The sequence below is a fragment of the Nocardia sp. BMG111209 genome (assembly GCF_000381925.1).
Lineage (GTDB): Bacteria > Actinomycetota > Actinomycetes > Mycobacteriales > Mycobacteriaceae > Nocardia.
Window position 1 is genome coordinate 2,290,987 of record NZ_KB907307.1, and the last position, 24,173, is coordinate 2,315,159.

At 70.3% G+C, this 24,173-nt stretch carries 19 protein-coding genes and 1 pseudogene; 8 read left to right on the forward strand and 12 right to left on the reverse strand.

Translation table 11 applies throughout. From position 1 onward, the window contains the following. Nucleotides 1-19: 19 nt before the first annotated feature. Genes G361_RS0110555 through G361_RS0110570 form a run of 4 tightly spaced genes read right to left on the reverse strand, consistent with a single transcriptional unit; the run spans nucleotide 20 to nucleotide 2,516 of the window. Nucleotides 20-277: a YciI family protein gene (locus tag G361_RS0110555; RefSeq protein ID WP_019927049.1), complete on the reverse strand. Its 258-nt coding sequence runs from the start codon at nucleotides 275-277 to the stop codon at nucleotides 20-22. Continuing rightward, nucleotides 278-793: a transcription antitermination factor NusB gene (nusB, locus tag G361_RS0110560; protein ID WP_026342897.1), complete on the reverse strand. Its 516-nt coding sequence runs from the start codon at nucleotides 791-793 to the stop codon at nucleotides 278-280. A gap of 4 nt (nucleotides 794-797) precedes the next feature. Further along, entirely contained in the window at nucleotides 798-1,361 is a 564-nt protein-coding gene (gene efp, locus G361_RS0110565) for an elongation factor P (protein ID WP_019927051.1), read from the reverse strand. A gap of 33 nt (nucleotides 1,362-1,394) precedes the next feature. Continuing rightward, entirely contained in the window at nucleotides 1,395-2,516 is a 1,122-nt protein-coding gene (locus G361_RS0110570; RefSeq protein ID WP_026342898.1) for a Xaa-Pro peptidase family protein, read from the reverse strand. Between the two features lie 125 nt (nucleotides 2,517-2,641). Between G361_RS0110570 and G361_RS0110575 the strand changes: the two genes are divergently transcribed. The 4 genes and pseudogenes from G361_RS0110575 to aroB all read left to right on the forward strand — a co-directional run bounded on the left by G361_RS0110575 (nucleotide 2,642) and on the right by aroB (nucleotide 7,603). Continuing rightward, nucleotides 2,642-3,079, forward strand: a complete 438-nt coding sequence (locus G361_RS0110575) for an A24 family peptidase (RefSeq protein ID WP_019927053.1) — start codon at nucleotides 2,642-2,644, stop codon at nucleotides 3,077-3,079. Nucleotides 3,080-3,225: 146 nt separating this feature from the next. Beyond that, the gene (gene aroC, locus G361_RS0110580; RefSeq protein WP_036494099.1) at nucleotides 3,226-4,437 is read left to right on the forward strand and encodes a chorismate synthase; all 1,212 of its coding nucleotides are present in this window, start codon (nucleotides 3,226-3,228) and stop codon (nucleotides 4,435-4,437) included. 6 nt (nucleotides 4,438-4,443) lie between these two features. Then, nucleotides 4,444-4,956: pseudogene (locus G361_RS50855) on the forward strand (shikimate kinase); the annotation flags it as partial. 1,528 nt (nucleotides 4,957-6,484) lie between these two features. Further along, nucleotides 6,485-7,603 (forward strand): 3-dehydroquinate synthase, encoded by a 1,119-nt coding sequence (gene aroB, locus G361_RS0110590; protein WP_019927056.1) that lies wholly within the window; start codon nucleotides 6,485-6,487, stop codon nucleotides 7,601-7,603. A 324-nt stretch (nucleotides 7,604-7,927) separates the two neighbouring features. On the opposite strand, the gene G361_RS0110595 is transcribed toward aroB, so the two are convergent. Continuing rightward, nucleotides 7,928-8,380 (reverse strand): B-4DMT family transporter, encoded by a 453-nt coding sequence (locus G361_RS0110595; RefSeq protein ID WP_036494889.1) that lies wholly within the window; start codon nucleotides 8,378-8,380, stop codon nucleotides 7,928-7,930. Nucleotides 8,381-8,559: 179 nt separating this feature from the next. On the opposite strand from G361_RS0110595, the gene G361_RS0110600 reads away from it, so the two are divergent. Next, a complete protein-coding gene (locus G361_RS0110600) occupies nucleotides 8,560-8,778 on the forward strand; it encodes a hypothetical protein (protein WP_019927058.1) in 219 nt (72 codons plus the stop codon). Nucleotides 8,779-8,783: 5 nt separating this feature from the next. Here G361_RS0110600 and G361_RS0110605 read toward each other — a convergent pair whose 3' ends face one another. The 5 genes from G361_RS0110605 to G361_RS0110625 are packed head-to-tail and all read right to left on the reverse strand — an operon-like array spanning nucleotide 8,784 to nucleotide 16,583. Then, nucleotides 8,784-9,641, reverse strand: a complete 858-nt coding sequence (locus G361_RS0110605) for a shikimate dehydrogenase (RefSeq protein ID WP_019927059.1) — start codon at nucleotides 9,639-9,641, stop codon at nucleotides 8,784-8,786. Further along, complete coding sequence (locus G361_RS51775) at nucleotides 9,631-11,934, reverse strand: endolytic transglycosylase MltG (protein WP_019927060.1); 2,304 nt, start codon at nucleotides 11,932-11,934, stop codon at nucleotides 9,631-9,633. Before G361_RS51775 ends, G361_RS0110605 begins: the two co-directional genes overlap by 11 nt. Next, on the reverse strand, nucleotides 11,931-12,521 hold the full coding sequence (ruvX, locus tag G361_RS43140) for a Holliday junction resolvase RuvX (protein ID WP_036494100.1): 591 nt from the start codon (nucleotides 12,519-12,521) through the stop codon (nucleotides 11,931-11,933). The genes G361_RS51775 and ruvX overlap by 4 nt, the downstream gene beginning before the upstream one ends. Beyond that, a complete protein-coding gene (gene alaS / locus G361_RS0110620) occupies nucleotides 12,521-15,184 on the reverse strand; it encodes an alanine--tRNA ligase (RefSeq protein WP_026342901.1) in 2,664 nt (887 codons plus the stop codon). The genes ruvX and alaS overlap by 1 nt, the downstream gene beginning before the upstream one ends. Nucleotides 15,185-15,233: 49 nt before the next feature. Then, nucleotides 15,234-16,583, reverse strand: coding sequence for a replication-associated recombination protein A (locus tag G361_RS0110625; protein ID WP_019927063.1), 1,350 nt, complete (start codon nucleotides 16,581-16,583; stop codon nucleotides 15,234-15,236). 167 nt (nucleotides 16,584-16,750) lie between these two features. Here G361_RS0110625 and G361_RS0110630 point away from each other — a divergent pair, with 167 nt between their 5' ends. Beyond that, nucleotides 16,751-18,415, forward strand: a complete 1,665-nt coding sequence (locus G361_RS0110630) for a CocE/NonD family hydrolase (RefSeq protein WP_019927064.1) — start codon at nucleotides 16,751-16,753, stop codon at nucleotides 18,413-18,415. A 91-nt stretch (nucleotides 18,416-18,506) separates the two neighbouring features. Here the strand turns inward: G361_RS0110630 and G361_RS0110635 are convergent, their stop codons facing one another. Continuing rightward, complete coding sequence (locus G361_RS0110635) at nucleotides 18,507-19,676, reverse strand: phosphotransferase family protein (protein WP_026342902.1); 1,170 nt, start codon at nucleotides 19,674-19,676, stop codon at nucleotides 18,507-18,509. A 239-nt stretch (nucleotides 19,677-19,915) separates the two neighbouring features. Between G361_RS0110635 and G361_RS43145 the strand changes: the two genes are divergently transcribed. Beyond that, nucleotides 19,916-21,178 (forward strand): hypothetical protein, encoded by a 1,263-nt coding sequence (locus G361_RS43145; protein WP_019927066.1) that lies wholly within the window; start codon nucleotides 19,916-19,918, stop codon nucleotides 21,176-21,178. A 54-nt stretch (nucleotides 21,179-21,232) separates the two neighbouring features. Here G361_RS43145 and aspS read toward each other — a convergent pair whose 3' ends face one another. Further along, nucleotides 21,233-23,062, reverse strand: coding sequence for an aspartate--tRNA ligase (aspS, locus tag G361_RS0110645; protein WP_026342903.1), 1,830 nt, complete (start codon nucleotides 23,060-23,062; stop codon nucleotides 21,233-21,235). Nucleotides 23,063-23,250: 188 nt separating this feature from the next. On the opposite strand from aspS, the gene G361_RS0110650 reads away from it, so the two are divergent. Next, nucleotides 23,251-24,171 (forward strand): neutral zinc metallopeptidase, encoded by a 921-nt coding sequence (locus tag G361_RS0110650; RefSeq protein ID WP_019927068.1) that lies wholly within the window; start codon nucleotides 23,251-23,253, stop codon nucleotides 24,169-24,171. Nucleotides 24,172-24,173: the final 2 nt, after the last annotated feature.

The following is a 24,173-nucleotide window of genomic DNA, read 5'->3' on the forward strand; positions in this document are numbered from 1 at the left end:
GCGGATCGCCGCCGGCAGCTCAGCCGGTGATCTCCCATTCGAAGACCACGAGTTCGGAGGCGCCCGAGGTGTGGATCGGGTCGGTGGCGACCAATTCGCGTGCGGCGTCGAGATTGTCGGCGAGGATCACGTAGGCGCCACCGGTGCCGTCGGTGAAACGGCCGGTGCAGTCCAGATTTCCGGAGGCGCGCACCTCGTCGAGCCAGTCCCGGTGCGGCTCGGCGACCTCATCGGTCCAGTCGGGCGTGCGCAGTGCGAGCACCAGATATTTGTACATCTACACCTCACCGTCCGGGCGCGGAACCGCGCGAGTGGCGGCCGCGGCGGCGCGCACCTGCGGCGCCACCTCCACGACCCGGCCGAGCACGCCGTTGACGAAGCCGGGGGAATCGTCCGTGGACAACTCCTTGGCCAATTCCACCGCCTCGTCGACGGCGACCACCGGCGGTACGTCGGCGGCGTGGAACAGTTCCCACACCGCCACCCGCAGGATGGCGCGGTCGACGGCGGGCAGCCGCGGCAGCGTCCAGTCCTGCAGATACGACTCGATGGCGCCGTCCACCCGGTCGAGGTCGTCGGCGACGCCCTCGACCAGGGTGCGGGTGTACGGATTCACGGGCGCGACGCTGTCGTCCTTGGCCGACAGTTGCACCCGATCGTCGATCAGATCGGCGGGATCGACATCCCGGGCCTCGGCCTCGAACAACAGGTCCACCGCGCGACGCCGGGCCTTGTGCCGGGCGCCTAGCTTCTTGTGCGGGGACTTCCTGTCGCCCCCGGGATGGTCGGCCACCGGATCAGGCGTTGACGCGGCCGAGGTAGCTGCCGTCGCGCGAGTCGATCTTCAACTTGTCGCCTTCGTTGATGAACAGCGGCACCTGCACCTCGGCACCCGTCTCCAGGGTGGCCGGCTTGGTGCCCGCGCTGGAACGATCGCCCTGCAGGCCCGGCTCGGTGTGCGCGACCAGCAGCTCCACGGTGACCGGGAGCTCCACGTACAGCACCGCGCCCTCGTTGGTCGCGACCTGGACCTGCATGTTCTCCAGCAGGAAGCCGGCGGCCTTGCCGATGATCGGCTCCGCGATGCTGATCTGGTCGAACGTGTCGCCGTCCATGAAGATGTAGTCCGACCCGTCGTGGTACAGGTAGGTCATGTCGCGGCGGTCGACGGTGGCGATCTCCACCTTCACACCCGCGTTGAAGGTCTTGTCGACCACCTTGCCGGAGAGGACGTTCTTCAGCTTCGTCCGCACGAACGCAGGACCCTTACCCGGCTTGACGTGCTGGAACTCGATAATCTGCTGAAGCTGATTATCGATGCGCAGCACGATGCCGTTCTTGAAGTCACTGGTGTCCGCCACTGTCCTCAGGTCTCCTGTTCGTAGCAACCGGCGTCAATCGACGACGGTCAATTCTTTGCTGGTGAGCGTGAGCAGCTCGGGTCCCCCCTCGCGAACCACGAGCGTATCCTCGATCCGGACACCGCCACGGCCGGGGAAATACACACCTGGCTCGACGGTGACCGCCACGCCTCCGAGGAGTGTACCCGTGCCGGCTCGGGCGATCCCCGGCGCTTCGTGGATCTGCAAACCGACCCCGTGACCGAGGCCGTGCACGAACAGATCGCCGTGGCCCGCGCCCTCGATCACCGAGCGCGCGGCCGCGTCCACCTCCGCACACGAGACACCCGGGCGCAGCGATTCCCGGCCCGCCCGCTGCGCCTCGTACACCAGCGTGTACACGTCCCGCTGCCAGTCGTCGGCCGCGCCGAGCACGAAGGTGCGGGTCATGTCCGAGTGGTAGCCGCCCACCACCGCGCCGAAGTCGAACTTCACGAAATCGCCGGTGGCCAGCACGGCGTCGGTGGGCCGATGATGCGGGACGGCGGAGTTGGCGCCGGTCGCGACGATCGTCTCGAACGACACGGCCTCCGAGCCGTGCTCGAACATCAGCCATTCCAGTTCACGGGCCACCTGCCGCTCGGTGCGTCCCGGGCGCAGCCCGCCGCGCCCGAGCAGGGCCGCGAGCCCGGCGTCGGCGGCGGCGCAGGCCGCGCGCAACTGCGACACCTCGTACGGATCCTTGACCATCCGCAGCTGCTCCACCAGGCCCGGCATCGGCACGAGTTGCAGGCCGCCGGCCTGTTCCAGCAGCGCGCGATGCTGGTCCACGGTCACGACGTGACTCTCGAAGCCGATCCGGCCGACCTGCCACTCCCCCGCCAGCTCGACGAGGCGGCGGGCGCAGGCGCGGGCGATCTCGGCGCGCAGATCGGGAACCTGTTCACCGACCTGGGTGGCGTAGCGGCCGTCGGTGCAGATCATCGTGCGTTCCTCGATGCCGTCCCAGGAGTGGACCAGCAGCGCCGCGTTGGATCCGGTGAATCCGGTCAGATACCGGATGTTGATCAGATCGGTCACCAGCAGGGCATCCACCCCCGCTTCCACCAGCAGATCACGCAACGCGGCCCGGCGAACGGCATAATTGGGGCGCCAGGCGCCCTGGTCGGCACACATGAACTCCACGCTACCGCCGTCATGTCACGAACAATTGATAGCGATCGGCTGTTCACATCGGCGAAGTTGTCCACATTTTCCGATCGCACCCCCTGTTCCGTGGTCCGGGCGGTCAGGCTGGATCCATGTCCGCCGAATCCGTGACCGCCGTCCTCGCTCCCGTGCTGCTGATCGCGTGGTGCGCCCTGCTCACCGTCACCGACCTGCGTACCCGGCGCCTGCCCAACCCGCTGACCGCCGCGGGCGCGGTCGCGGTCCTGGGCTACGCGGGCGTCACCGGTCGCCTGCTGCCCGCACTGCTCGGCGCGCTGCTGCTGGCCGGTCCGTATCTCGTTGTGCACCTGGCGGTTCCGGCCGCGTTCGGTGCCGGCGACGTGAAGCTGGCCGTCGGGCTCGGCGCCGCCGCCGCGCTGGGCGGCGCCGCGGTCTGGGTCTGGTCGGCGCTGGCCGCGCCGGTCCTCACCGCGGCGGCCGGCGTCGCGAGACCGGGCGGCGCGCGGGCGATTCCGCACGGTCCGGCCATGTGTGCGTGCACCCTGGCCGCCCTCGGATGGGCGTCGTGAGACGCGCGCCGGGCGGAGGGCTGGGTCCCGGCGTTGTGCGCATCCACGGTGGTCATGGCGTTGTGCGCGGCCGGAGCGCGGGCCGCGGCGCGCATCATGCCGGGCCATGTGTCGGGTCACCCGTGTTGACATGGAAAGATGGACCCGTGTTGCGCTGGATTACTGCTGGAGAATCCCATGGTCCCGCCCTCGTCGCCATCCTCGAAGGAATGGCCGCCGGGGTCGAGGTGACCTCCGCCGATGTCGCCGCGCAACTGGCGCGTCGCCGTCTCGGCTACGGCCGTGGCGCGCGGATGAAGTTCGAGGCCGACCAGGTCACCATTCTGGGCGGCGTCCGCCACGGCCGCACGATGGGCGGTCCGGTCGCCATCCAGATCGGTAACAGCGAGTGGCCGAAGTGGACTCAGGTGATGTCCGCCGATCCGGTCGATCCCGCGGAGCTGGCCGAGCAGGCGCGCAATGCCCCGCTGACCCGGCCGCGGCCCGGTCACGCCGACTTCGCCGGCATGCTCAAGTACGGCTTCGACGACGCTCGCCCGGTGCTCGAGCGGGCCAGCGCGCGCGAGACCGCGGCCCGGGTCGCCGTCGGCACGGTCGCGCGGCAGTTCCTGCGGCAGGCGCTCGGTGTCGAGGTGATCTCGCACGTGGTGTCGATCGGCACCGCCGCGGCCACCGCCGGGCTGGTGCCCGCCGCCGACGATCTGGCCGCGATCGACGAGTCGCCGGTGCGGGCCTTCGACAAGGAGGCCGAGGCGGCGATGATCGCCGAGATCGAGGCCGCCAAGAAGGACGGCGACACCCTCGGCGGCGTGGTCGAGGTGGTCGTCTCCGGCCTGCCGATCGGACTGGGCTCGTTCACCAGTGGTGAGAACCGTCTCGACTCGCGGCTGGCCGCGGCGCTGATGGGCATCCAGGCGATCAAGGGTGTCGAGGTGGGCGACGGTTTCGAGACCGCCCGCCGCCGCGGCAGCCAGGCCCACGACGAGATGCGGCCCGGACCCGACGGCGTACTGCGGTCCACCAACCGGGCCGGCGGCCTGGAGGGCGGTATGACCAACGGCGAGGCGCTGCGGGTGCGGGCCGCCATGAAGCCCATCTCGACCGTGCCGCGCGCGCTCGCGACGGTCGACATGGCCACCGGCGACGAGGCCGTCGCGATCCATCAGCGCTCCGACGTGTGCGCGGTACCGGCCGCCGGTGTCGTCGCCGAGGCGATGGTCGCGCTGGTCGTCGCGCAAGCGGTGCTGGAGAAATTCGGCGGGGATTCGCTGCCGGAGACCATCGGCAACATCGACGGCTACCTGAAGCGGATCGCTGCCCGCCCGCATTTCGCGGGCCCGGTCGTGCAGGAGGCGTAGTTGATCGTGCAGACCGACCCGCGCCGTCCGTGCGTGGTTCTGGTCGGGCCGCCCGGAGCGGGCAAGTCGACGATCGGCCGCAAGCTGGCCAAGGAACTCGGGGTCGACCTGTTCGATACCGATGCCGGGATCGAGGCCGAGACCGGACGGACCATCCCGGACATCTTCGCCGTCGACGGTGAGCCCGAATTCCGGCGCATCGAGGAACGGGTGGTCCGGCGTGCGATCCTCGCCGAACGCGGCGTCGTCTCGCTCGGCGGCGGCGCCGTCCTGTCGGATGCCACCCGCGACCTGTTGCGCGGCCGTACCGTCGTGTACCTGGAGATCAGCATCGCCGAGGGCCTGCGCCGCACCGGCGCGAACAACAATCGCCCCCTGCTGGCAGGCGACGACCCGGGCGAGAAGTACCGCACCCTGATGCGCCACCGCCGCCCCTTGTACCGCGAGGTGGCCTCGGTGCGCGTCCGCACCGACGGCCGCAGCCCCGGCCGCGTGGTGCGCCACATCATGGCGAAACTCGACCTGGAACCGGTATCCACCACCGAAGAACCGGACCCCGAAACCGCCCGCACCCCCCGCACCCGCCCACGCCGGCGCTCCCGCGCCACGGACTCGACCACCCCCACCGTTTCCTCCACCGAGACCCCCGGCCCCGGCACCCCGGCCACCAAACGCCGCCGCCGCGGCGGCCGCCGCTCACGCCGTGGCGCCGCCACACCCACCGGGATCGAGCCGACCGACTCCGGCGAAACTCCATCGGCCACAACCGAATTCGGAGACACCGACCGCCGAGCCGACGGGACGACCGGATCGGGCGATACCGCACCACGGGCCTCCGAAACCGGCAGCGCCACATCGAGGCTCGGCAATACCGCGGAAGCAGGACGTGCCACATCCGGACTCGGCGGTACCACGGAAACGGACCGCGCCACCTCGGGGCTCGGCAGTGCCCCGGAAGCAGACCGTACTTCATCGGGATTCGGCAGTGCCGCGGAAACCGGCAGTGCCACATCCGCGGCCGGCGGCACCGCCGAATACAGCCATGCCACCCGCGGGCTCGGCGGGACCACCGAAAGCGGCCCTGCCACATCGCGATCGACCGACACCGGCCGCGCTGCCCAGGCAGGTGACGCAACCCACTCCGGTCGGATATCCGGATCGGATGACGGCGACGATGAGCGCTACGGCAGCGGCTCGGCACCTGCGCAGCAGCGTAGGCGGCGCCCTCGGCGCCGACGGCGGAGCAGTTCTTCCGAGTCGGGCGATGCGGTAGCCGGCAGACTCTCGCCCGAATCGCGAAACAGCAACTCGGGCGAGCATTCTCACAATCCGGTACCGGACGATCCGGTCGACGCGGCACGGTCCGGAGTCGATGCCGACGGCGCCGCGAACTCCGGAAACGCCGGTTCGCGCGCGGGGAGGCAGTCCTCCCGGCGCGGCAGAGCGTCCGCAGTCACGGCCGGGCGGTCCACGGACGACGTCACATCCGCGAACGCTGTCTCCGGCAACAGGACTCGTACTCCCCAGCGGGGCAACACCACCGGCGAGCAGACTGGCCGACGGGTGGACACCGACAACGGCGCCACATCCCAGGACGGTGGTGCGGGTGGTCGCAAGACCCGCTCTCAGCGGCACAGCGCTGCAGCCGGGACGACGAGCGAGCGACAGGCGGATCCGGGCAGTGCCGACGCGTCCGGCTCCGGTGACAGTACGGTGAGCGCTCATCGGGACGGTAATGCCCGGTCTCGACGGAGCCGGAGTCGCCGTCTGGCGCCTGCGGCCGTGCTGTCCGCGTTGGCACACGGATCCGGGTCGCAGCAGGTTGCCGATGCCGGGGACGCCGAGGGCCGGGCCGACTCCGGAAATAGTGCGCGGCGCTCGCAGCGCCGCACCGCACGGCGGCCTTCCGGGCCGCCGACCTCCGCGTCGACGCCGGAGCCGGGCGGCGTCACGTCGAATCAGGTTGTCCGGCAGGATGAATCGCATGAGCCGCACGGCGGCCGGACCAATTCCCCATCAGCCCTAGCAGAATCGGAGCCGCACACCCATGAGTGAGCCGACCCGTATCGAGGTCCGCACCGCGCAGCCGTACCCGGTGATCATCGGGCGCGCGCTGCTGGGCGATCTGGTCGACCAGGTGACCGGCCACCGCGGGGTGCGCACGGTCGCGATCTTCCATCAGCCGCCGCTCACCGAGACGGCCGAGGTCGTGCGACAGGCGTTGGCGGACAAGGGAATCGATGCGCACCGGATCGAGATTCCGGACGCCGAGGCCGGTAAGGAACTGCCCGTCGCCGGATACTGCTGGGAGGTGCTCGGCCGGATCGGGCTGACCCGGCAGGATGTCGTGGTGAGCCTCGGCGGCGGCGCGGCCACCGACCTGACCGGTTTCGTCGCCGCCACCTGGATGCGCGGCGTGAAGGTGGTGCACATCCCCACCACCCTGCTGGCGATGGTCGACGCGGCCGTCGGCGGCAAGACCGGTATCAACACCGACGCGGGTAAGAACCTGGTCGGCTGCTTCCACGAGCCGTCGGCGGTGCTGGTCGACCTGGCGACGCTGGAGACGGTGCCGCGCAACGAGATCGTCGCCGGTATGGCCGAGATCATCAAGACCGGTTTCATCGCCGATCCGGTGATCCTGGACCTGATCGAGCGCGACCCGCAGGCGGCGCTCGATCCCTCCGGTGACGTACTGCCGGAACTGATCCGCCGGTCGATCCAGGTGAAGGCCGACGTCGTGGCCGCGGACCTCAAGGAATCCAGCCTGCGCGAGATCCTGAACTACGGCCACACCCTGGGCCACGCGGTCGAGCGCCGCGAGCGCTACCGGTGGCGGCACGGCGCCGCCGTCTCCGTGGGCCTGGTGTTCGCCGCGGAACTGGGCCGGCTGGCCGGACGTCTCGACGATGCCACCGCCGACCGGCACCGCAGCATCCTCACCAGCGTCGGCCTGCCCGTCAGCTACGACGCCGACGCGCTGCCCCAGTTGCTCGACACCATGCAAACCGACAAGAAGACCCGCGCCGGCGTCCTGCGCTTCGTCGTACTCGACGGCCTCGCCAAACCGGGCCGCCTCGAAGGCCCGGACCCGAGCCTCCTCGCCGCCGCCTACGCCACCATGGGCCGCGACGCCGGCCCCGAGGGCGGCGCAATCCTCCTGTAGGCGCGCGCCGACGGCCGGCCCAGGCCCGCCAGTCCTCGAGGACCACCACAGACGGGCTGGTCATCGAGGATTTCGGCATGGGGTAAAGACGGCCTGCATCGAGGTTCCTCGAGCTACCCGGCCCTTCGAACGAGTCACCAGCCAGCGCAGGACACCACCCGAGCCGCTTCACTCGACCGCATCGAGCGCGACCGGATGCCTCACCCACCTGGTACTGAGCGATCAGACAGCCGACCCAACGTACCCAGTCGGACGGACGCTCCGACATGGCCCACGGACAGCCGGTCCGACTCAGCGATCAGGCAGCCGCTCCAGCCCGGACCGTCAGGCGGTCACCGCGGCGCCGCTGCGGTGTTCGCGGCCGGCCAGGAAGCGGCCGAGGGCGACGCCCGCCATGGCGGGGACGAAGATCAGCAGGACGATGAAGGATGCGCCCGCGGTGAGTTCGAAGACGAGGCTGTTGCCGCCGAGGTCGAGTTTCGGCACCAGGTCGAGCAGCCAGGACACCAGGCCGCTGCCCAGGCCGCCGGCGATGCCCGCCTTCAGCCAGCGCACGGTGAGGTCGGCGCCGCCTCGGTCGGGGTCGGGATTCGCCTGGCGGTCGCTGCGGCCGTCGGCCAGGCCCCAGGCCGCGACGGCGACGATGATGACCGCCAGGCACAGGATGCGCAGCCAGGAGCCCTCGGTCGGCCAGTAGATCATGGCGAAACCCAGCAGGGCCCGCAGCACCACCACCAGCACACCGAACGCCGTCGCACGCAACACCCACGCACCCATGTCGACCACCCTAACCCGAACCTGTCTAAGAAATCCGATAAACAGTAACCGGTTCCAGGAACGTCGCCGGTACCGGACTCCCGAGATGACACGAACCGATCGGTCTTGTGATTGAGCGTGCCGGTAACGGGTCACACCGCCCTCGAGGCCGGGAAATCCCCGGCGGAGGGAGGAGGACCATGTCCACGACCATCGCCCGCCTCGTCGTCGCAGCCCTGCTCGGTGCACTGATCGTCATGAGCGGCAACGGGATTCGCCATGCCACGCTCGCCGTCGACGAGTGCCACGAGGGGTTCTGCGAGGACTCGCCGAAGGTGCCCGTGCTGGTACCCGGGAGCGGTGCCACGGTTCCGGTCGCCGGCTGGGCGCGTCTGCTGTCCACCGGGAGTGCGGGCTAGCGGGCTCAGGCGTCGAGAGCCGCGGCCATCGCGGCCTTCGGCGCCGGGCGGCCGGTGAAATGCTCGACCTGCCGGTACGCCTGGTTCAGCAGCATGTCCAGGCCGCTGACCACCGTGTGACCGGCCCGCCGCACGGCTTGCGCCAGTGCGGTCGGCCACGGGTCGTAGATGGCGTCCAGTACCACCGGCGCGACGGCGACCGCGTCCACCACGGCGGCTACTCCGGCGGACGGCACGGTGCTCACCGCGGCGTCGGCCACCGACGCGGCCGCGCGGATCGACGCGTCGTCGAATCCGATCAGTGCCGTCTCCAAGCCCAGGCGCGCGGCCAGTTCGAGAGTGCTCGCGGCCCGGCCGGCATCGCGGGCCACCACCGTGACGGCACGCGCACCCAGTTCGGACAGTGCGAGCAGCGCCGGGCGAGCAGTGCCGCCGGCGCCCAGCAGCACCGCGCTGTCGATCTTCTCGACGCCACCCTCCTGCAGCGCGCCGCGCACGCCGTCGATATCGGTGCAGTCCGCGTACCACCCGCCGGTGGTGCGGACCAGGGTGTTCACCGAGCCGACGAGCAACGCCCGCTCGGTGTGCTCGGCGGCGTATTCCAGCGCCGCGACCTTGCCCGGCATGGTCACCGACAGGCCGATCCACTCCGGCCCGAGCCCGTCGACCAGGCCCGGCAGCTGCTCGCCGGTGCATTCGATGCGGTCGTAGGTCCAATCCAGGCCGAGCGCCCGATAGGCGGCCAGATGCAGCTGCGGTGAGCGCGAATGCACGATCGGGCTGCCGAGTACCGCCGCGCGGCGGCCGTGGCGGCTGCCGCCGTCGACCGCGAGTTCCACCGCGTCGGGCCGGCTATCGTCCACTGTCCAGAATTCCGCTCTGCCGGGCGCGTTCGATATTGCGCAGATGTTCGCTGTAACTGTCGGTGAACAGGGTGGTTCCCTGCTTGTCGACGGTCACGAAATACAACCACGGCCCGGGGGCGGGATTCTCGATGGCTCGCAGCGCGTCCAGCGACGGCGACGAGATCGGCGTCGCGGGCAGGCCGGACATCGCGTAGGTGTTCCAGGGTGTCCGTTTCGCCCGGTCGGAGTCGGTGGTGGCCACCTCGGTGCGGTCGAGGGTGTAGTTGACCGTCGAGTCGAACTGCAGCGGCTGGTTGACCGCGAGCCGGTTCACGATGACCCGCGCCACCTTCGACATGTCGGCCGGCAACGCCTCCCGCTCCACCAGCGACGCCGCCGTCAACGCCTGATACGGATTCAGGTTGTTGGCGCCCGCGCCGGTACTCAGCCCGGTCGACTCGTAGCCGTGCGCGCTCGCGGCCACCAGCTGCGCGATGATCTGCGCGGGTGTGCCGCTGGGGTCGAAATCCAAGGTGCCGACCGCGATCAGGCCCTCCAGCTGACGGCTGCGGTCCGGCGCCTGCCGGACCGAGTCCATCGCCCAGGCCGGCACCCCCAGTCCGGCCGGATCGCCCGCACCGGCGGCATCCAGCTGGTCGTAGGTGACGCACTTCTTGTCGGCGTTCGTGCCGATGCAGCTGGCGTCGGCGATCTTGCGGTAGATGCCCTCCATCCGCGCGCCGGTGTTGACGTCGTTCGAGTCGTGCAGCTGACGTCCGCTGGACACCACCACATTGCCGACCCGGGCGTCCTTGCTCACCAGCGCGGCCGCCGCGTCGGTGCCCTTGCTGTGCGAGGGCACCGCGTAGAAGCCCGGCTGCACCGACTTCATCTCGGTGTTGCGCACGGCCGCCTCGTAGAAGGCGCCCGTACTGGCCACGACCCCCTTGGCGAGCATGGTCTTGGCGATCTGCTGCGAGGTGTCACCCGGCTGCACCTGGACGACCACCAGCGGGCCCGCCGGACCCGAGAAGTCCTCGGGCCCACCGAATTTCCCGCTGATGAACTTGAATCCCGCATATCCGCCGGCCGTGACGAACAGGACCGCGATCAGGGTGCTGAGCAGAACCGTGTTGCGGCGGCGGCGCTTCCGCTCGGCCGCGCGGCGGGACGCGGCCCGGGAGCTGCGGCTGCCGCGTCCGCCACCGGATTTCGCACGCTTCGCCGACCGCGCGGACCCCGTCCGGGTGCGCGATGACGGTGTGGTGACCACGGGTAAATTCTCGTCCGTATCGTACGCATCGTCCCGATAACGCGGAATTACGGTCGTGTCGTCGTCCTCGTAGACGTCGTACGGCCGGTCGGCGCGGTCGCGGCTGCCACGTCCCCGGCCGGAATTCCGCCGGCCCGCGGGCGGCGTCTCCCGCGCGGGGGGCACCGCGGGCGTCTCCCGGCTGGGTGGCGCGGTAGCGGACGCCCGGCGGGGACGGGATACCGGCGTCGTCGCCGCACGGGCCGCGGGGACGTCACGATCGCGCGGATCGTGGCCCGGGGCCTCGTAGTCGTCGTACTCGTCCTCGTCGTACTCGTCGTCCGGGTCCGGATAGCCGGCTGCCGGCCGGCCGTACGCCGGATCCGCGGGTGCGGCAGCGGCGTACGCGGGATTCATCGGGCCGGACGCGGGATAGCCCGGATCGGCATAGGTTCCGTTCGCACGCGCCGCATAGCCGGGATCGACAGGCGCCACTGCATGCGCCGGATACCCGGGATCGACAGGTACGGCCGCCGGGTAACCGGGATCGACAGGCGCCACCGCATGCGCCGGATACCCCGGATCAACAGGTGCTGCCACCCGCGCCGCGTAACCGGGATCGACAGGCGCCACCGCGTGCGCCGGATAGCCGGGATCGACGGGTGCCGCCACCCGCGCCGCATAGCCGGGATCGACAGGTACTGCCGCATGCGCGGGATAGCCGGGGTCGACAGGCGCCGCCGCATGCGCCGGATACCCGGGGTCGACAGGTGCGGCATAGCCGGGGTCGGCATGACGCGGCGCGGCATAGTCGGGATCCGCGTAGCCGGGTGCGACACCGTCCGGGTCCGCGTAGCCGAGGTCCGGATAGTCGCGGCTCGGGTAGCCGGGTTCGGCGTAGTCGTACTCGTCGTCGTCGGACACGGCCGCATGCCGGGCCCGGCGGCGGGTCGGCACCGGCCGATCGTCGTCTCCCCAGTCCTGATCCTCGCGCCGGTACCGGCGCGCCTCGGTCTCCTGTTGGATTCGCTCTTCGGCCCGAGTCCAGCGGTCGCTCATTCGAGCACCTCGCCGCGTCCGTCACCGGCCGACCTCAACACCGCACTCCGTTCGTCCAACCAGCCCTGCAGGATCGCGACAGCGGCCGCCTGGTCGATCATCCGCCGCTGGCCACGTGTGCGAACTCCGCTCTCCCGCAACGCACGTGCAGCTGACACGGTAGTCAAACGTTCGTCGGAAAGTCGTATGGGTAGCTGGGGTAACAGCTCTCGCAAACTCTTCGCGAAATCGACAGCGAAGCGCGCTGACGTGCCGTTTTCACCCCGAAGCGTGCGAGGAAGACCGACCACGACCTCGACGGCCTCATATTCCAGCACAATTTCAGCAATCCTCGCGAGATCGGGTGCTTTCGCACCTTTTCCGCCGCCCGCCCGGCCGGGCCCGCTCTTGCCGCCACCGGGCCGCACCACGGTCTCCACCGGGGTCGCCAGAATCCCGTCCGGGTCGCTGGCGGCGACACCGATGCGGACGGTGCCCACATCGATGCCGATCCGCCTGCCACGGCCGGGATCGGTTGCGGCACTGGGTCGATCGCTACCCACTCGGGCTGGGTCGGGCGACGACTCCGAGTGCTCGGAACTGTCCATCAGGCGGCGAGCTCGGCCACCCGTGCGCGCACCGCGGCCAGTCCGGCCGGTATCCCCGCGGGATCCGCACCCGCGCCCTGGGCCATCTCCGGTTTGCCACCGCCGCGCCCGGCGATACTGGGCCCGAAGCTGGCGACCAGATCGCCGGCCTTCAGTCCCAGCTCCTGCGCGGGCTTGTTGACGGTGACGACGAACGGCACCTTGCCGTCGGCGTGGCCGAGCAGCACCACCACGGCCGGCTCACTGCCGAACCGGCCCCGGATATCGGTGGCCAGCGTGCGCAGATCGCCCGCGCCGACCCCCTCCGGTGCGGCGGCGGCCACCAGCAGCACCCGGCCGGTCCGCTCGGCGTCGTCGACGAATCTGGCGGCCTGCGCGAGCACGGCCTGCACCTTGGTGCGCTCGAGCTCCTTCTCGGCGACCTTCAGCCGCTCCACGAGCTGTTCGACGCGGCCGGGCACCTCCTCCGAGGGCACCTTCAGCGAGGCGGCCACCCCGGCGAGCAGCGCGCGCTCCTTGGCCAGGTACTTGTACGAGTCCAGGCCCACGAACGCCTCGACGCGGCGCACCCCGGAGCCCACGGACGACTCGCCCAGCAGCGTGATCGGGCCGATCTGCGAGGAGTGCCCGACGTGGGTGCCGCCGCACAGCTCCATCGAGAACGGGCCGCCGATCTCCACGACCCGGACCTCGTCGCCGTAGTTCTCGCCGAACAGGGCCATCGCGCCCATCTTCTTGGCCTTGTCCAGATCGGTGACGAAGGTGTTGACCGGGAAGTCGGCACCGACGGCGTCGTTGGACACCGCCTCGATATCGGCCTTCTGCCCCTCCGACAGCTGGCCCTGCCAGTTGAAGTCGAAGCGCAGGTAGCCCGGCCGGTTCAGGGAGCCGGCCTGGACCGCGTTGGGGCCCAGCACCTGCCGCAGCGCGGCATGCACCATATGGGTGCCGGAGTGACCCTGGGTGGCGCCGCGCCGCCAGGCCGGATCGGCCTGGGCGAGGACGGCGTCGCCCTCGGTGATCTGGCCCTGCTCGACGGTCGACTTGTGCACCCACAACTGCTTGGCGATCTTCTGCACGTCGTTGACGCGCAGCTTCAGGCCACCCGCGGTGATGGTGCCGCGATCCGCGATCTGGCCGCCGGCCTCGGCGTACAGCGGGCTGCGGTCGAGGATCACCTCGACGTCCTGACCCGCGTGCGCGACCGGGACCCGGACGCCGTCGGCGATCAGGGCGAGCACCGTGGCCTCGGAGGCCAGCTCGTCGAAACCGGTGAACTCGGTCGGCCCGCGATCGACGAATTCCTTGTAGATGGTCAGATCGGCGTGCGCGTGCTTGCGCGACTGCGCGTCCTCCTTGGCGCGCTGCCGCTGCTCGGCCATCAGCTCCCGGAAACCGGCCTCGTCGACCTCGAGCCCGGCCTCGGCGGCCATCTCCAGGGTGAGGTCGATCGGGAAGCCGTAGGTGTCGTGCAGGGTGAACGCGTCGGTGCCGGAGATCCGCTTGCCGCCGGTGGTCCGGACCTCGTCGACGGTCTCGTCGAACAGTTTGGTGCCGGTGGACAGCGTCTTCAGGAAGGCGGTCTCCTCGCCGACGGCCACGTTCTCGATGCGCCGGAAGTCGGTACCCAGCTCCGGATACGACGGCGCCATCAGCTCGCTGACGATCTTCACGAATTCGGCCATCACCGGGCGTTCGGCGCCGAGCAGCCGGGCCGAGCGCACGATCCGGCGCAGCAGCCGGCGCAGCACGTAGCCACGGCCGTCGTTGCCCGGATTGACGCCGTCGGCGATCAGCATGGCCGCGCTGCGGGCGTGGTCGGCGATGACCCGGAAGCGGACGTCGTCGGCGTGGTTCATGCCGTACGACTTACCGGTCAGCTCCTCGGCCTTCGTGATGATCGGGCGTAGCAGGTCGGTCTCGTAGACGTTGTCGACGCCCTGCAGCAGGAAGGCCACGCGCTCGACGCCCATACCGGTGTCGATGTTCTTCTTCGGCAGCGGGCCGAGGATCTCGAAATTGTCCTTGCCGCGGCCCTCGCCCCGCTCGTTCTGCATGAAGACGAGGTTCCAGATCTCCAGGTACCGATCCTCGTCGGCTTCGGGACCACCGTCGCGGCCGTATTCGGGCCCGCGGTCGAAGTAGATCTCCGAGCACGGACCGCACGGTCCGGGAATGCCCATGGACCAGTAGTTGTCGGCCATGTCCCGGCGCTGGATGCGCTCGGACGGCAGGCCGAGCGACAGCCAGATCTGCTCGGCCTCGTCGTCGTCGAGATACACAGTGGCCCAGAGCTTTTCGGGATCGAACCCGTAACCGCCGTCGGTGATCGGCTTGGTGAGCAACGACCAGGCCAGCTCGATGGCCCCGCGCTTGAAGTAGTCGCCGAAGCTGAAATTGCCGGCCATCTGGAAGAACGTGTTGTGCCGGGTGGTGATGCCGACGTTCTCGATGTCGAGGGTACGCACGCACTTCTGGACGCTGGTCGCGGTGTCGAACGGCGGTGTCTGCTGACCGAGGAAGTACGGGACGAACTGGACCATGCCTGCGTTGACGAACAGCAGGTTCGGGTCGGCCAGGATCAGCGAAGCACTCGGTACCTCGGTGTGTCCGGCACGGACGAAATGGTCCAGGAAGCGCCGTCGAATCTCGTGGGTCTGCACGAACATTTAGCCTACCGGGCGCCGGCCGACCGGTTTTACGCGGCAGGAGCTACTTTCCCCGCACGATGCGGCGCAGCTTGGTCACCCGCGGGCCGACCTCACGTTCGTATCCGTGGTCGGTCGGACGGTAGTAGTCGATGCCCACCAGCTCGTCCGGCGGGTACTGCTGGGGCAGCACGCCGTCGGGGTGATCATGCGGATACCGGTAGCCCTGCGCGTTCCCCAGCGCGGCCGCGCCGGCATAGTGCCCGTCGCGCAGATGCGGCGGCACGGCGCCGGCCTTGCCCGCGCGGATATCGGCGAGGGCCGCGCCGATGGCGGCCGGTACCGCACCCGATTTCGGGGCCGTGGCGATGTGGATGGTGGCGTGGGTGAGCGCCAGCTGCGCCTCGGGCATGCCGACGAGCTGGACGACCTGTGCGGCGGCCACGGCGGTCTGCAGCGCGGTGGGATCGGCCATGCCGACCTCCTCGCTGGCCTGGATCATCAACCGCCGGGCGATGAACCGCGGATCCTCGCCCGCGCTGATCATCCGGGCCAGATAGTGCAGCGCGGCGTCGACATCGGAGCCGCGCAGCGATTTGATGAACGCGCTGATCACGTCGTAGTGCTGGTCGCCCGCGCGGTCGTAGCGCACCGCCGCCTTGTCGACGCTGGCCTCGACCAGATCGACGTCGACCGTGCCGTCCAGCGACGATTCCGCGGACGCCTCCAGCGCCGTCAGCGAACGCCGCGCATCGCCACCGGCGATGCGGACGATGTGGTCCAGTGCCGCCTCGGTGACGGTGTAGGCGCCGCCGAGACCTCGTGGATCCGCGATCGCGCGCCGCAGCACCTCGCGAATATCGTTGTCGGACAACGATTGCAGTTGCAACACCAGCGACCGGGACAGCAACGGGGACACCACCGAGAACGACGGGTTCTCGGTGGTCGCGCCGACCAGCAGCACCACCCGGTTCTCCACCGCGGCCAGCAGCGCGTCCTGCTGGGTCTTGGAGAAGCGGTGCACCTCGTCGATGAACAGCACGGTCTGTTCCCCGGCGAGCAGGCGCCGACGGGCCACGTCGATGACCGCGCGCACCTCCTTCACGCCGGCCGACAGCGCCGACAGCGCCTCGAACCGGCGGCCGGTGGCCTGCGAGATCAGCGAGGCCAGGGTGGTCTTGCCGGTGCCCGGCGGCCCGTACAGCAGAACCGACGCCGCACCCGAACCGTCGATCAGCCGCCGCAGCGGTGAGCCCGGACCGAGCAGATGCCGCTGCCCGACCACCTCGTCGAGGCTGCGCGGGCGCATCCGCACCGCCAGCGGGGCCGACTGCCCGGCCGATTCGCCCATCCGGAACTCGCCGGCGGCGCCGTCCGCGGGCTCCCCCGGAGCGTCGAAGAGGCCCTCGGTCATGCCGCGACCACCCCGTGCGGCACCGCCGCGACTCCCCCGACAACCACCCGGCCCTCGCTCACGAACCGACGGTACCGCCGTTGTCCGACAACTCCGCCACGCACCGGCTATCTTTCCTTCGGAAACCGGGTCGCCACCGGGCGATCCTCAGGACGAAATCGCGGAGCATGACGGTCATCGACGACAGCATTCCCACCGGACGCGGCCTCCTCGACCGACTGGTCGATGACGCCGCACGCAGACTTCTGAAACTCCCCACCGGGACAGTGGACTATACGATCACCCGTGACCTGCGGATTCCGACCCGCGACGGGCTGGAACTGGCGGCCGACCTGTATCGGCCGCTGGACGATCCGATCGGGACGGTGCTGGTGCGCGGGCCCTACGGCCGCGGTCTCACCATGACGCTGACGACGGCACGCCTGTGCGCGTCCCACGGCTATCAGGTGCTGTTCGTGTCCAGCCGCGGCACGTTCGGCTCGGGCGGCATCTTCCAGCCGGCCCGCACCGAGGCCGACGACGGCCAGGACGTGCTGTTCTGGATGTACAAACAGGACTGGTACACCGGCTCCTTCGCCACCGTCGGCGCGTCCTATCTCGGCTTCACGCAGTGGGCGCTGATGTCGGACACGCCGGTGCAGCCGGCCGCGGCCGTGGTGGTGATGGCCCCGCACGACTTCAGCCGCCATCACTGGGGTACCGGCGCCTTCAATCTGGACATGCTCGCCTGGAGCGAGATGATCGCGCACCAGGAGGACCCGGGCGCGCGCAATCCGCTGCGCCGCCTCCGCACCGCGCGGGCCATGCGCCCGGTGCTGGACGGGCTGCCGCTGGCCGACGTCGCGGAGAAGCACTTCGGGGGTGCGGCCCCGTGGTATCGCGACATCGTCACCCACCCCGATCTGTCGGATCCGTACTGGGCGCCGCTGCAGCAGCGAGCGGCGCTGGAGAAGGTCGAGACGCCGGTCCTGCTGATCGGTGGCTGGCAGGACCTGTTCCTCGAGCAGACCGTGCGGCAGTACACCCGATTGCAGGAGCGCGACGTCGACGTGGCGCTGACCATCGGGCCCTGGACCCACCTGGAGATGGCGACCAAGGCCGCCGGCCTGATCGCCACCCAGACCCTGGAGTGGCTGGACGAACATCTCGCCGAACGCGAGGACCGGACCACCCGGAAGGCGGCGGTCCAGGTGTATGTCACCGGCGCGGACGAGTGGCGCGAGGATCTGGAGACCTGGCCGCCGGACACCGAGGACTTCGAGCTGTTCCTCGGACCCGGCCGCGCGCTGGTCGAGCAGCCGTCGCTGCAACCCACCTCGCCGCTGAGCTTCACCTTCGATCCCGCGGCGCCGACGCCGACGGTCGGCGGACCGCTGATGCGCGGTGGCGGCTACCGCGACGACGGCAAACTGGTCGCCCGCAACGACGTCCTCACCTTCACCGGCGATCTGCTCACCAAGTCCGTCCAGGTGTTCGGCACGCCGGTCGTGGACCTCGACCACAGCACCGACAACCCACACGCCGACCTGTTCGTCCGGCTCAGCGACGTGGACGGCCAGGGCCGCTCCCGCAGCATCACCGAGGGTTACGTACGGCTGGATCCGGAGCGCGAGGAAGGTCCGGTCATCGTCCGGATGCGCCCGACCGCCCATCGGTTCGAGCCCGGACACCGGATCCGGCTGATCGTCGCCGGCGGCTCCCATCCGCAGTTCGCGCGCAATCTGGGCACGGGTGAGAATCCGGGCACCGGCTCCGAACTGCGGCCGTCGACGCACACCGTGCAGTACGACGCGCAGCACCCGTCCTGCCTGGTACTGCCGGTCGTGAGCTGAGAACGGCCCGGTGCCGGCCGCGGAATGCGGCGGCACCGGGCCGGACGTGCTCGCAATGCCGTGCCGCGCCGGATTCCCGGCGGCGGCGCGGTCACTCCTCCCAGTACTCCTCCAACGTCGCCGACACATGTTCGGCGAAGTCACCCAGCGGGTCGTCGCCGGTGCAGCGCGCGTCCTCGGCGAGTGCGGCCCAGCGGTTGATCAGCGCCGCCGAGCGCGGGATCGAGAGCCCGTGCTCGCGGGCGGCGGCGATCCGGGCGTGATCGGCGGGCAGGAACCAGTAGGTGGTCAGCCAGACCCAGATCAGCCGGGCCTCGAGGATCCGCTCGGCCAGCATGTCGTCGTCCATGAGGGCGGGCCAGACGCCGACGACCTCGGAGCGCCACGCCTCGACCATCTGCCGGCCGCGCTCGCGGGACAGCTCGAAATCGCACAGGCAGCCGGGGAACGAGACCAGCGCGTACGCGATGTCCAGCGTGGCGTCGCGGAAACCGCCCCACTCGTAGTCGAGGAATCGCGCGCCCTCGTCGTTGAGGATGACATTGTCCGGGCACAGGTCCGACGGGCTGAACGCCCGGAACCGACCGGCCGAGAAGAGCCGGTTACCGCGGACGATGCGCTCGGCGATCTCGCCGGGCACCTCGATGCCGAGTTCGCGCTGCAACAGCCGCGGCACCTCGGTGACGGCGGCCTCCGCCTGCTCGGCGATGCCGTCGAGGCGGTGGACCACGGCGGCGCGGCGTAGCAGCGCGACGAAATCCTCCTCGCGGCCCATCGTCGCCGCGTGCATCCGGCCCAGCGCCTGCGCGAAAGCCATCAGCGCATTGCGCCGGGTCGGCTCGGAGGCGTTCTGCAGCACCTGGGTCAGCGAGGTGTTCTCGCCGAGGTCGCTGAGGATGAGCAGGCGGTCGGGCCGGCTGTGCGCCAGCAGGTAGGCGCCGGGGCGGTGTTCACTCGACAGTGCGGTGGTGAACTGGTACGACACCGCCTCGCGGAGGAACGCCGAGTCGAGGCTGGCCACTCCGGGGGCGAGACCGCCGATTCGGCGGTCGTCACCGGCCCCGCGGGCCTGCTTCACGATCAGGGTCCGAGGAAGTGAAAAGGAGTTCTCCGCCACACGCACGCGAAGTACCGTCGTTCTGCCACTGCCACTGAGCTCGATCGGATCACTCAGCTTTACCGGAGCACCCATTCGCTTTGTGAGCAACTGTTGTGCCGCGGACACGACTTCGGCGGCGCGTTCGGCCAATAGTGCGGTCATCGCGTCCCAAGGTACTCGCATCGGGTCACTTTCAGCGAGCGGTTACGCAACCTTTCGCGCGTCGCCCGGCGTGTCATTGTCACCGTCAGGCTACCGCCACGGCACGCTGAACGCAGCGGCTCCCGGGGTACGTCGACACCCGCGCGGCGTGCTTGACACAATCGGAGGGGTCCGGTTGTGTCGTCCCGCAACTGCTGTGCGCCACACCATAACCCGGGTGATTCGAAAGGCTCGCGACGATGACCGACAGCCCGCACTCCGCGTCCGGCGAACTGCCCGCGGACGGTGGTGAGCACAGACACCCCGCACCGGCGGAAGGGCATCAGCAAACCGGTCCGTATGCCAGCGCCCGGCCGAGGCCCGATTTGCCTGGTTCGGTCGAACATTCCCAGCTCAGCGGTGCCGGGGCGGGGCAGTACGGCACCCTCCCCCCGGCCGGTGGCGCACCCGTTCCCGCGTCCGCGGCCGGCGGTGGCGCGCCGATTCCGCCCGGTGGCCGGGTGCCCGCGGGGCCGGGCGGCGGAGCTCCGATCCCGGGTGCGGGCCCCGGTGGCGGGGCCTCGATCCCCTCCGGCGCGCCGGGCGGCGGCGCGCCGATCCACGGGGCCGGTCAACCGGTGTACGGACCGCCCGGTTCTGGTCCGGAGCAGGCCGGATACCCGGCCGGGCAGTATCCGCCCCCGGGTTCCTACCCGCCCCCCGGCGCGTACCCCACGGAGCCCTATCCGGCCGGCGACTACCCACCGGGGTCGTATCCCCCTGCGGGCGAGTACCGGCCGGGTGAGTACCCGCCCGGCGGCTACCCGCCGGGTGACTATCCGCCGGGCGGCTGGGCGGCGGCCGGCGCGGGCGCCACGGCGCCGATGTACGGACGGCCCGCGTACGGGAACGAGTACGGCGCCGGGCGAGCGCTCGGCTACGGCTGGGAGCGCTTCCGCGCCAACCCGATTCCGTGGGTGGCCGTGACGCTGGTCGGTTTCCTGGCCTATCTGGCGGTGACCCTGGTGATCCGGGTCGGCAACGTACAGTCGCTGCCCGCGCTGCTGCTGCTGTTCCTGATCGCCGCCGTGGTGGTATGGCTGTTGCAGGCGGCCATGATTCGGGGCGCACTGCACGAAACCGACGGCGCGCCACCGGATTTCCAGTCCTTCTTCGGATTCGTCAACGCGGGCAACGTATTGCTGACGGCGCTGCTGGTCTTCGTGCTGGCGACGATCGCGGCGGCACTGTGCCTCCTGCCCGCGCTGATCGTCGGCTTCCTGTGCATGTTCTCGCTGCACTTCGTGATCGATCAGGACCTCGGCCCGTTCGACGCGATCAAGGCCAGCGCCCGGCTGGTGATCGCCCACGTCGGATCGCTGATCCTGCTGGCGCTCGCGGTGGCGCTGCTGACCTTCCTCGCCTGCCTGCTCTGCGGTGTCGGTCTGCTGGTCGTCGGCCCGATCACCGCCATCGGGGTCACCTACTCCTACCGGGTGCTCAGCGGCGGTCCGGTCGCGTAGCGCGAACCGCCCGGATGCCGAGTGCGGCATCCGGGCGGTCACGAGGGGCGAGCGTTACTCGGCGGCGTCCTTCGATTCGGTTGCCTTGCCGCCCTTGTCGTCCTTGCGCAGCGGTTTGCCGTCCGGGCCGAGCACGACGTCCAGCCCGGCCTCCTTGCGCTGCTGCGCGGTGATCGGAGTGGGCGCGTCGGTCAGCGGGTCGACGCCGCCGCCGGACTTCGGGAACGCGATCACCTCGCGGATCGAGTCCACCCCGGCCAGCAGGGCGACGATGCGGTCCCAGCCGAAGGCGATACCGCCCATCGGCGGCGCGCCGTAGGAGAACGCGTCGAGCAGGAAGCCGAACTTGTCCTGCGCCTCGTCGTGGCCGATACCCATCACCGTGAAGACGCGTTCCTGCACGTCGCGGCGGTGGATACGGATGGAACCACCGCCGATCTCGTTACCGTTGCAGACGATGTCGTAGGCGTAGGCGAGCGCCGAACCCGGATCGGTGTCGAAGGTGTCCAGCGACTCCGGCCGCGGCGAGGTGAACGCGTGGTGCACCGCGGTCCAGGCCGAATGACCGAGGGCCACATCGCCACTCGCGGTCGCGTCGGCGGCCGGCTCGAACATCGGGGCGTCCACGATCCATACGAAGGCCCAGGCGTTCTCGTCGATCAGGCCGCAGCGGCGGGCGATCTCGCCACGCGCGGCGCCCAGCAGCGCGCGGCCGGTCTTCGCGTCGCCGGCGGCGAAGAAGACGCAGTCGCCCGGCTCGGCGCCGACGTACTTCGCCAGCCCCTCCCGCTCGGCGTCGCTGAGGTTCTTCGCGACCGGGCCGCCGAGCGTGCCGTCCTCCTGGATGAGGATGTACGCCAGGCCCTTCGCGCCGCGCTGCTTGGCCCACTCCTGCCACGCGTCGAGCTGCCGCCGCGGCTGGCTCGCGCCGCCCGGCATCACGACCGCGCCGACGTACGGCGACTGGAACACCCGGAACGGCGTGTCCACGAAGTACTCCGCCATCTCGGTGATCTCGATACCGAACCGCAGGTCCGGCTTGTCCGAACCGTAGCGGCGCATCGCCTCCGCATAGGTCATGTGCGGGATCGGCGCCGGGAGCTCGTACCCGACCAGCTTCCACAGCCCGGCGAGGATGTCCTCGGCGAGCAGGATCACGTCCTCCTGCTCGACGAAGCTCATCTCGATGTCCAGCTGGGTGAACTCGGGCTGGCGGTCGGCGCGGAAGTCCTCGTCGCGGTAGCAGCGGGCGATCTGGTAGTACCGCTCGACGCCGCCGACCATGAGCAGCTGCTTGAACAGCTGCGGCGACTGCGGCAGCGCGTAGAAGTTGCCGGGCTGCAGGCGGGCGGGCACCAGGAAGTCGCGGGCGCCCTCGGGCGTGGACCTGGTCATGGTCGGCGTCTCGACCTCGACGAACGCGTGCCGGGCCAGCACCTCGCGGGCGGCGGCGTTGACCTTGGACCGCAGCCGGATGGCGTGCGCCGGGCCCTCCCGGCGCAGGTCCAGGTAGCGGTACTTGAGGCGGGCCTCCTCGCCGGGCTGCTCGTCGAGCTGGAACGGCAGCGGGGCGCTCTCGTTGAGCACCTCCAGTTCGGCGACGTTCACCTCGATCGCGCCGGTCGGCAGGTTCGGGTTCTCGCTGCCCTCCGGCCGGGCCTCGACGACGCCGGTGACCTTCACGCAGTACTCGACGCGCAGCCGGTGCGCCTGCTCGGCGGGTACGCCCTCCCGGAACACCGCCTGCGAGACCCCCGACGCATCGCGCAGATCGATGAAGATCACGCCACCGTGGTCTCGCCGCCGGGCCACCCAACCGGTGAGGGTGACGGTCGAACCGGCGTGCTCGCTGCGAAGCGAGCCGGCCAAGTGGGTGCGCAGCACGGGATTCCTTTCGACGGCTCGGTCGCGCCGGCGGACGGCGGCCGGCGCGTCTTCATCGTAGAGAGACACGTCCGGGGGATGGAAACCGATATCCGTCTCGCCGTGCCAAGCTGTACGGGGGCGGGGCCGGAGGCAGCGGCTCCGCCGGTACCTGATGGGCGACCGCCGGCCGTGGCGAGAGGGTAGCGATGTCCTTCAACGAGGGAATGCAGATCGATCCGGACCGGGTCGGGCGCGGCGGTCCGGGCACCGGCGGCATGATCGCCCTGGGCGGTGGCGCCGGTGGCCTGATCCTGCTGGTCCTGGCGCTGTTGTTCGGTGGCGACCCCGGCTCGCTGCTGGGTCAGTTCACCGGCGCGCAGAACAAACCGCCCGCCGCGATGAACAATATGCCGTCACACTGCAAGACCGGCGCGGACGCCAACAAGTACGTCGACTGCCGGGTGGCGCTCACCGCGCAGAGCCTGGACGCGGTGTGGGCCACCGAACTGCCGAAGCAGACCGGCCGCAACTACGTGAAGCCGGCCGTCACGCTGTTCACCGGCTCGGTCGGTACCGGATGCGGTAACGCGTCGAGCGCGGTCGGGCCGTTCTACTGCCCGCCCGACCGCACCGCGTACTTCGACACCAGCTTCTTCCAGGAACTGGTCAGCAAGTTCGGCGCCAGCGGCGGACCGCTGGCCCAGGAGTACGTGGTGGCCCACGAGGTCGGGCACCACATCCAGAACCTGCTGGGCGACTCCGGCCGCTCGCAGCGCGATCCGCGTGGGCCGCAATCGGGTTCGGTCCGCACCGAACTGCAGGCCGACTGCTACGCGGGCCTGTGGGCCTCCTACGCCGACAAGCTGAACGCCCCGGGCAGCAACCAGCCGTTCCTGAAGCCGTTGACGGACAAGGACATCCAGGACGCGCTGTCCGCGGCCGCGGCCGTCGGCGACGACCGCATCCAGAAGGCCGCGACCGGCCGGGTCAATCCGGAATCCTGGACGCACGGTGCGGCCAATCAGCGCCAGGCCTGGTTCCTGACCGGCTATCAGACCGGTCAGGTACGCGCCTGCGACACCTTCTCCGCCGCCGATCTGAACAACCCGCCCGCGGTGCGCAACTGACC

Excerpts from the sequence above, each read along its gene's own strand:
- G361_RS51775 (WP_019927060.1), bottom strand. The coding sequence starts at position 11,934 with ATGAGCGACCGCTGGACTCGGGCCGAAGAGCGAATCCAACAGGAGACC.
- G361_RS0110625 (WP_019927063.1), bottom strand. The coding sequence starts at position 16,583 with ATGACCGAGGGCCTCTTCGACGCTCCGGGGGAGCCCGCGGACGGCGCC.
- G361_RS0110650 (WP_019927068.1), top strand. The coding sequence starts at position 23,251 with ATGTCCTTCAACGAGGGAATGCAGATCGATCCGGACCGGGTCGGGCGC.
- ruvX (WP_036494100.1), bottom strand. The coding sequence starts at position 12,521 with ATGGACAGTTCCGAGCACTCGGAGTCGTCGCCCGACCCAGCCCGAGTG.
- G361_RS0110595 (WP_036494889.1), bottom strand. The coding sequence starts at position 8,380 with ATGGGTGCGTGGGTGTTGCGTGCGACGGCGTTCGGTGTGCTGGTGGTG.
- G361_RS0110575 (WP_019927053.1), top strand. The coding sequence starts at position 2,642 with ATGTCCGCCGAATCCGTGACCGCCGTCCTCGCTCCCGTGCTGCTGATC.
- G361_RS0110555 (WP_019927049.1), bottom strand. The coding sequence starts at position 277 with ATGTACAAATATCTGGTGCTCGCACTGCGCACGCCCGACTGGACCGAT.
- G361_RS0110570 (WP_026342898.1), bottom strand. The coding sequence starts at position 2,516 with ATGTGTGCCGACCAGGGCGCCTGGCGCCCCAATTATGCCGTTCGCCGG.
- G361_RS0110600 (WP_019927058.1), top strand. The coding sequence starts at position 8,560 with ATGTCCACGACCATCGCCCGCCTCGTCGTCGCAGCCCTGCTCGGTGCA.
- G361_RS0110635 (WP_026342902.1), bottom strand. The coding sequence starts at position 19,676 with ATGACCGCACTATTGGCCGAACGCGCCGCCGAAGTCGTGTCCGCGGCA.
- aroB (WP_019927056.1), top strand. The coding sequence starts at position 6,485 with ATGAGTGAGCCGACCCGTATCGAGGTCCGCACCGCGCAGCCGTACCCG.
- G361_RS43145 (WP_019927066.1), top strand. The coding sequence starts at position 19,916 with ATGACCGACAGCCCGCACTCCGCGTCCGGCGAACTGCCCGCGGACGGT.
- G361_RS0110630 (WP_019927064.1), top strand. The coding sequence starts at position 16,751 with ATGACGGTCATCGACGACAGCATTCCCACCGGACGCGGCCTCCTCGAC.